At 70.7% G+C, this 6,324-nt stretch carries 7 protein-coding genes; 4 read left to right on the forward strand and 3 right to left on the reverse strand.

What is annotated here, in order from left to right; translation table 11 throughout:
- Positions 1–27: 27 nt before the first annotated feature.
- Complete coding sequence (locus ISP_RS07780) at positions 28–597, forward strand: hypothetical protein (RefSeq protein WP_230468732.1); 570 nt, start codon at positions 28–30, stop codon at positions 595–597.
- Between the two features lie 73 nt (positions 598–670).
- Here ISP_RS07780 and ISP_RS07785 read toward each other — a convergent pair whose 3' ends face one another.
- Complete coding sequence (locus ISP_RS07785; protein WP_320109497.1) at positions 671–1,579, reverse strand: SDR family NAD(P)-dependent oxidoreductase; 909 nt, start codon at positions 1,577–1,579, stop codon at positions 671–673.
- Positions 1,580–1,611: 32 nt separating this feature from the next.
- Here ISP_RS07785 and ISP_RS07790 point away from each other — a divergent pair, with 32 nt between their 5' ends.
- Positions 1,612–2,514, forward strand: coding sequence for a LysR family transcriptional regulator (locus tag ISP_RS07790; protein WP_013223339.1), 903 nt, complete (start codon positions 1,612–1,614; stop codon positions 2,512–2,514).
- Between the two features lie 34 nt (positions 2,515–2,548).
- Here the strand turns inward: ISP_RS07790 and ISP_RS07795 are convergent, their stop codons facing one another.
- The gene (locus tag ISP_RS07795; RefSeq protein ID WP_013223340.1) at positions 2,549–3,292 is read right to left on the reverse strand and encodes an SDR family oxidoreductase; all 744 of its coding nucleotides are present in this window, start codon (positions 3,290–3,292) and stop codon (positions 2,549–2,551) included.
- A gap of 103 nt (positions 3,293–3,395) precedes the next feature.
- Between ISP_RS07795 and ISP_RS07800 the strand changes: the two genes are divergently transcribed.
- Positions 3,396–3,968: a TetR/AcrR family transcriptional regulator gene (locus ISP_RS07800; RefSeq protein ID WP_013223341.1), complete on the forward strand. Its 573-nt coding sequence runs from the start codon at positions 3,396–3,398 to the stop codon at positions 3,966–3,968.
- On the opposite strand, the gene ISP_RS07805 is transcribed toward ISP_RS07800, so the two are convergent.
- Positions 3,943–5,487, reverse strand: a complete 1,545-nt coding sequence (locus ISP_RS07805; RefSeq protein ID WP_013223342.1) for an FAD-dependent oxidoreductase — start codon at positions 5,485–5,487, stop codon at positions 3,943–3,945. The genes ISP_RS07800 and ISP_RS07805 overlap by 26 nt on opposite strands.
- A gap of 82 nt (positions 5,488–5,569) precedes the next feature.
- On the opposite strand from ISP_RS07805, the gene ISP_RS07810 reads away from it, so the two are divergent.
- Entirely contained in the window at positions 5,570–6,178 is a 609-nt protein-coding gene (locus tag ISP_RS07810) for a TetR/AcrR family transcriptional regulator (protein ID WP_013223343.1), read from the forward strand.
- Positions 6,179–6,324 lie beyond the last annotated feature (146 nt).

Raw genomic sequence — 6,324 nt, forward strand, 5'->3', positions numbered from 1 at the left:
CGACGTGGTGATCGGTACTGTCTGCCGGTGGGGTTCACCGAGCGGGCGCGCCGGGTGCGTGATGGGCGGCCGGCGCACGGCCGGCGGGTGGCGGCGTTGTGTTCGTGTGTGGGGTTGTACCACCCGATCGGCCACCGGGCGACGCTGAGCTTCCTCGGTGAGCTGGCCGGGCCGTACCAGCACCACGAATCGGCTCTGCTGCGGGCGCTCGAGGCGTTGGAGGCCAGTCGCGCGGTGTGGCGCGAGGAGGTCGCTTCGTACGTCGACGCACGCGTGCGGCAGAAGCGCCTCGGCCGGCGCGTGCCCGCACTCGGCGATCCGCCGCCGAGCAGGATGGGTGGGCACTGGTACGCCTCGGCCCCGGACGTGTCGCGTCGCGCTGCGCTGCACGCGCTCGAACTGTGGGAGCGGGACCTGCGGCCGGACTCGGCGAACCAAGAGGTGCGGTCCATCGTGCGATCCTGCCTCGCCACCGGCGGCCGGTTGACGGAGGAGCAGCTGAACGTCGTTTCGCGCACACGGACGTCGGACGAGTCCGAGGAGGTCCGCTGGCCGATCACGCTCGTGGCGTCTGCCGGCGGTGCGAACCGGGCGTGACCCGCCCGGTTCGCGAAACGAGCCGCCGCCTTGCATCGCCCTCCACCTCGGGCGCAGATCTGCAGGACAGGAGTCAGGCCGCCCGTGCCATCCGGCCGCCGTCCACGACGATGGTCTGGCCGGTCAGGAAGCTCGCGCGGTCGCTCGCGAGGAACGCAACGACCTCGGCGATCTCCTCCGGCGTGCCGAGCCGGCCGAGCGGGTTGCCTTCGGCCATGGTCCGGAACGCCTCGGCACCGATGAACTCGGTGACGTTCTCGCTCGACACCGTGCCCGGCGCGACAGAATTGACCCGGACGTTGTCGGGGCCCCACTCGGTGGCCCACGACCTGGTGTAGGACTCGATCGCCGCCTTCTGCGCGCCATAGGTGGACATGGAGGGCAGGTGGCGCGCTCCGGCGATGCTGCTGATGTTGATGACCGCGCCGCCGCCGCGGGCGGCCATCCCCCGGGCGAAGCCCGCCGTCAGGGCAAAGGCCGCCCGGACGTTGACGTCCCAGGACTCGGCGTTCGCGTCGAGGTCCTGGTCCAGGCTCGGCCGGATGCTGTCCCGGTAGCTCGCCGCGTTGTTGACGAGGACGTCGACGTCACCGGCCTCCTTGATGAGCCGGTCGACGTCGGCGGCGTCGCCGAGGTCGGCGAGGATGAAGCGGGCCTCGCCACCGGCCGCGGTGATGTCGGCGACGACGCCGTCCCCGCGCTCCTGGTTCCGTCCCGTGATCAGCACCATGGCCCCGTCGCGCGCGAATGCGTGCGCGATTGCGGCGCCGATTCCACCTCGTGATCCTGCTCCCGTGATCAGGACATTCTTCCTTGTCGAGCTCATGGCTTTCTTTTGGCCTCTCTGGTGCAGCGAATGTGCAGGTAACCGCGGTGTTTGCCGTGGCGGAAAATGGCCGCTTCCCCTGCGGAAACCGTCTGGCAATCCCGAACGTACACACGTGCTCGACATAGATGCAAAGAGTTGCCTGCTATGATTCATATAGAAGACTTCTATATGACAGGGGGCTCCGGATGAACTTGCGGCAGTACGAGTACGCGCTGACCGTGGCCGAGGAGGGCAGCATCACGGCGGCGGCCGAGCGGCTGGGGATCGCGCAGCCGTCGCTGTCCCAGCAGATCGGCACCTTGGAGAAGCAGGTCGGGGTGCGCCTGTTCACGCGGACCCCGCAGGGAATGCTGCCGACGGCGGCGGGCCGGGCCTTCCTGGCCGAGGCGGAGGTCGCCACCACCGCGTCCCGGCGCGCGCTCACCGCCGCCCGCTCCGCCGACGCCGACTTGACGGGCGAGCTGGTCATCGCGGTCTACTTGGGACTCGGGACCCGCCGGCTGCCGCGCGCGCTCGGCGAGCTGCGCCGCCGTCACCCTCACCTGGCGGTGACGATCCACGAGGAGCCCGACCCCGCGGACTTGGAACGGCTCGCGCGCCAGGGCACGCTCGACATGGTCCTGGTGCACGAGATCCCGCCCGGATGCAGCTTCGACATCCACCCGCTGGGCAGGGAATCGTACGTCGCCGTGCTGCCGGAGGGGCACCCGCTTCTTCGCCGGAACCAGCCGCTCCTCCTCGAAGATCTCGCTTCCGAGGGATGGGTGCGCTTCCGCCGCACCAGCAAGCTCGACGAGCACCTGGCGCGCCTGCTCGCCGACCGCGGCCTCGCCCCGCGGACGGTCGGCCGGGCCTCCCAGATCTCCACCGCCGTGCGGCTCGTCGCGGAAGGCCTCGGCGTCACCATCGCGCCGTCTTCCGCGATCCCCGACGGCTTCGAACACCTGACCCGCCCGCTTCGCCCCGCTCTGTCGGAGCCGGTGATCGCGGGCCTGCGCCGCTCGCCGGGCCGGGCCGAAATCGCCCTGCTGGACCAGCTGAGCCGGCAGGACTGGTCGAGTACCGACGTCGGTGCGTCCGAGCGTTGAGAAGAATTTCGTCGGCGTGAGGGCGGAGCGAGCCTCAGAGCTGAGTAGCGCCGCCGCCGACAGGGAGTTCTGCCCCGGTGGTATAGGTGGCGTCGAAGCCGAGAAACTGGACTGCGCGGGCAATTTCCTCCGTGCTGCCCATGCGCTGCATCGGATTGCCGGCGATGAAACCGGCTTTGAGCTGTCCTGCGGCCTCGGCCGGCAGTGACCGGTCCAGGATGCCGGTGTCGATCGGTCCGGGGCTGATCGCGTTGACGCGAATCTTGCGGGGAAGGAGCTCGCGGGCGAACCCCCGTGTGAACGACCGGAGGGCGGCCTTGCTCGCGGCGTAGACGCTCGAGCCCGCCAGGCCCTGGACGTTCGCGGCCGAGGTGGTGAAAACGATCGCACCGCCGTCGTTGACCAGGGGGGCCAGCTTCTGCGCGGCGAAGAACGCGCCCTTGGTGTTGATGTCGAACACGTCGTCGTAGGTCTGCTCGGTGACGTCGAAGACCGAGGCTCCCATGGTGATCCCGGCGTTCAGGAACAACAGGTCGATGCCGGTGAATGCGGCGCGGACTGTGGCTGCGAGCGCGTCGATGTCGGCAAGTGCGCCGGTGTCGCTGTGGACGACCACCGCCGCGTCGCCGAGGACCGAACGGGCCCGCTGAAGAGAAGCTTCCGACCGCCCCGTGACGAGGACTGACGCACCGCGGGCGAGGAAGTGCCGGGCGGTCGCCAGACCCATCCCGGAAGTCCCGCCGGTGATGACGATCTTTTTGCCGCTGAGACCGGGCATGCGTTGCTCCTGATCGCTGATGAGTCCAAGTCTCGTCAGCGCCTGACGTTACTCAGTCTCATCACCAGCGTCAAGACCGGGTCTTGTCGCTACGATCTGCGGCATGCCCCGATGGGAACCGCACGCACGCGAGAGACTGGAAGCGGCTGCGCTGGAGCTGTTCGCCGCCCACGGCTACCAGGCCGTCACGGTTCCCCGGATCGCCGAACGCGCCGGTCTCACCAAGCCCAGCTACTTCCGCCATTTCGCGGACAAGCGCGAAGTTCTCTTCTTCGGGCAGGAACTGGTGCTGGAGGCGATCAAGCAGGCCGTCGAGGCCGCTCCCGAGGGCGCGAGCCCACGCCGGCTGGTCGAAGCCGCCCTGGACGGCGCGGCCGTCTTGTTCACCCCGGCTCGGCGAGCGCGGGCGGCGGCGCGTCAGGAGATCATCGAGTCCGAACCGGAACTGCGCGAGTGTCTCACCGGCAAACGAAGTGCCATCGCCGGCACCATCACCGCGGCTGTGCAGGACCGGGGCACCCCCCGGCCGACCGCGCTCGTGGCCGGCCAGCTCGGCCTGCTCGCCTTCGTCGCCGCACACGAGCGCTGGGCCGCGTCGACCGGTGGGGACGACTTCGCGGGCTACGCGCGCGACTCCCTCGATGAAGCGATCAAGGCCGCCGCTTCGCTCCTCTGAGACGCTTCTCCTCGGGCGCCGGCCGGCCGATCGCGGTCAGGTAGTCCGTCACGGCCGATCCGTCGCCTGCGTCGGTGATCAGCCCGACGTGGCCGTCGGGACGGATCAGCACCAGCGTCCGCTCGGACGCTTGGTAAGCGGTCGCGAGGTGGCCCGCGGTGTCGACGACGTCGTGGGGCCCGGCCGGCTCGTCGACGACCTGCAGCACCCGCAGACCGAGCTGCGCAGGCCCGGTCGCGGGCCCGAACGCCAGGAGGGTGAACCGTCCGCCGCGGGTCAGCTCGAACAACCGGCGTTCGCCGTGGATCGTGGCCAGCCCGGTCGCGTCGGGGGCGCGGTCGCCCGCGCGCAGCGCCGCCGTGTCGTCGCGGTCGTCATGAGCGAGCGCGGAGCCGCGGTACCCCACGTCGAGCTGCAGCGTGCTCGCGTCGCGGCGGGTGGGGATGGTCCGGTCCCGCAGCGTCTGCTCCAGTCGTGCGGTGGAGAGGGTGAGCACGCGGGCGGCGATCGGGCGGCGCTCGGCCTCGTAGGTGTCGAGCAGCGCGGGCGGAGCGCCGTTCGCGACCGCGGCGAACTTCCACCCGAGGTTGTGCGCGTCTTGGACGCCGGTGTTCATGCCCTGACCGCCGGCGGGTGGGTGGATGTGCGCCGCGTCGCCTGCGAGGAAGACGTTCCCCGCGCGATAGCGGTCGGCCAAGCGCGTGTTGGCGCGCCAGAGGGACGACCACTGTGGCGCGTGCAGGCGGATGTCGGTGCGCCCGCTCCGCCGCTCCAGGAGCGCCTGCAGGTGGCTGAGGCCGCGGTCGGGGTCGTCCCCGGGGGAGAGTGCGGCCGCGTACTGGAACAGGTCCGTGGACGGCAGGGGGCAGAGGCCGAGCATGCCGTCCGGGTGCTGCCACGCGTGCCAGGCCTCGCGGTCGAGGCCCTCGACCGCGAGATCCGCGAGGATCATCCGCACCTCCTCGCGCGTCTCGCCGGCGAACGCGATGCCGGCGTGCTTGCGGACGGTGCTGTGGCCGCCGTCGCAGCCGACCAGCCGGCGCGCGGTCACGGTCTCCGCCGTGCCGGCCGTGACGATCTCGGCGGTCACCTTCTCGCCGGACTGGCGGAAACCGGCCAGGGCGGTGCCGAACTCGACCGTGCCACCGAGTTCCTCCAGGCGCCGCCGCAGCGCCTCCTCGGTTCGCCATTGCGGGGTGATCAAGCTGGCCGGGTAGGGGATGTCCGGGCGATTCACCAGCGACCGGGGCACCTCGCCGCCGCGCGTCACCCGGCCGTCGGGCGCGGTCGAGTGCATGGGCATCGCGAGCCGGCCGTGGGCCAGCACGCGCTCGGCGATCCCGAGGTCCTCGAACACCTCCAGGGAACGCGGCTGGACGCCCTTGCCGCGGGAGCCGGGCTGCGGTCCGGTCGCCGCGTCGATGAGGCGGAACGGAACGCCGCCGCGGGCGAGTTCGCAGGCCAGCGTCAGGCCGGTCGGTCCGGCGCCCACGATCAAGACCGCGTCCTCCGGGGTCATGACGTCTCCTTCAAGAAAGGGATTACTTTCTTCCAAGCTACGTCAGGTTGCTAAGAAAGGCAAAGCTTTCTATCTTGGGCTGGTGGTCCCTGACGAGCCTGCCCGCCGCCGACGACACGGTGCCCAGCTGGAATCCGACATCCTCGCCGCCGGCTGGGACGAGCTGGTCGAGATCGGGTACGCCCGCCTGACGATGGGCTCGGTCGCCGTGCGGGCACGCACCAGCGAGCCCGTGCTGTACCGCCGCTGGCCGAACAAGGACCAGCTGGTGCTGGCCGCGCTCGAGCAGCACCGGAGCGCGCACCCGGTCGCCGTGCCCGACACCGGCACCCTGCGGGGCGATCTGCTCGCCCACCTGACGGCGGTGAGCGAAACCCTCGCCGGCTTCTTCGCCATCGCCGCGGGCGCCGCGTTCTGCGGGCTGCTCGCCGACACCGGGAAGTCCCCGGCGCAGATCCGCGAGCAGGTCATGGGCGAAGACGTGCCCCCTCACCGGCGCACCGTCTACCAGCGCGCACACGCCCGCGGTGAAATCGACCTCGACCGCATCCCCCCGATCGTGCTCGCCCTGCCGTTCGACCTGGTCCGCCACGACCTGCTGCTGGACCTCGAGCCCCTGACGTCCGAACGCATCCACGCGATCGTCGACGTCCTCTTCCTCCCCTTGCTCGCAGCGCACCGGGCGAGGTGACGGCGCCGACGGATGGCCCGCCCTCGGTGGAGCTGCGGATGGCATGCTCTACGGGTGCTCACGGATCAGTGAGGTTCACCCCGGGTAGTGGACACCGAGTTAGCAGGACCAGGGGTTCTGCTGGAAGGATGTCCTCATGCCTCCTC

The sequence above is a fragment of the Amycolatopsis mediterranei genome, from assembly GCF_026017845.1.
Classification (GTDB): Bacteria; Actinomycetota; Actinomycetes; order Mycobacteriales; family Pseudonocardiaceae; genus Amycolatopsis; species Amycolatopsis mediterranei.

Coding starts and splice junctions, on each gene's coding strand:
- ISP_RS07785 (WP_320109497.1), bottom strand. CDS start 1,579: ATGAATCATAGCAGGCAACTCTTTGCATCTATGTCGAGCACGTGTGTA.
- ISP_RS07790 (WP_013223339.1), top strand. CDS start 1,612: ATGAACTTGCGGCAGTACGAGTACGCGCTGACCGTGGCCGAGGAGGGC.
- ISP_RS07795 (WP_013223340.1), bottom strand. CDS start 3,292: ATGCCCGGTCTCAGCGGCAAAAAGATCGTCATCACCGGCGGGACTTCC.
- ISP_RS07800 (WP_013223341.1), top strand. CDS start 3,396: ATGCCCCGATGGGAACCGCACGCACGCGAGAGACTGGAAGCGGCTGCG.
- ISP_RS07805 (WP_013223342.1), bottom strand. CDS start 5,487: ATGACCCCGGAGGACGCGGTCTTGATCGTGGGCGCCGGACCGACCGGC.